General features: G+C 53.3%; 1 protein-coding gene. It reads left to right on the top strand.

Going from position 1 to position 516, the window contains the following annotated elements; translation table 11 throughout:
* Nucleotides 1-346: phage portal protein (locus tag ACTQZS_RS15490; protein ID WP_441476609.1), on the top strand; the 346-nt coding region annotated here is incomplete at its 5' end.
* Nucleotides 347-516 lie beyond the last annotated feature (170 nt).

Here is a 516-nt window from a genome sequence, read left to right as displayed (position 1 = left end):
TCTCTCGAAGGATGAGAAGATGATCTACTACGCCCGGTTCAACGTGGACGGGCTTCTTCGCGGTAACTACGCATCCCGCATGCAGGGCTATGCGACCGGTATCAGTAACGGTTTTTTGTGTGTGAACGATGTCCGGCGCTTAGAGAACATGGACCTCGTGCCCGAGGAGGAGGGAGGAAACCTGTTTCTTGTAAACGGATCGATGACGCCCCTCCGAAGTGCAGGCGCTGCTTATCAGAGCGGTTCTGGAGGTAGTGATCCTCCGGAGCAGGATGAGCCCCATGAAGAACCTGAGGAAGATACAGATAACAAAAAGCCCCACAGAAGGGGAAGGAGGAACACATGAACAAGTTTTGGAAGTGGGTGCGGAACAAGGCACCGGATGGAGAAGATCCGGATCTTGCCGCACGCACGCTGTTTTTAAACGGAACCATTGCTTCGGAGAGTTGGTTTGACGATGACGTCACGCCAGCTCTTTTTAAGTCTGACCTTGATTCCGGGAAAGGACCGATCACG

Source organism: Bilifractor sp. LCP19S3_H10, assembly GCF_052119185.1.
In the GTDB taxonomy this organism is placed as follows: Bacteria; Bacillota; Clostridia; order Lachnospirales; family Lachnospiraceae; genus Bilifractor.
The sequence above is the reverse complement of the archived record's forward strand: the minus strand, read 5'-3'. Positions and strand labels throughout refer to the sequence as shown.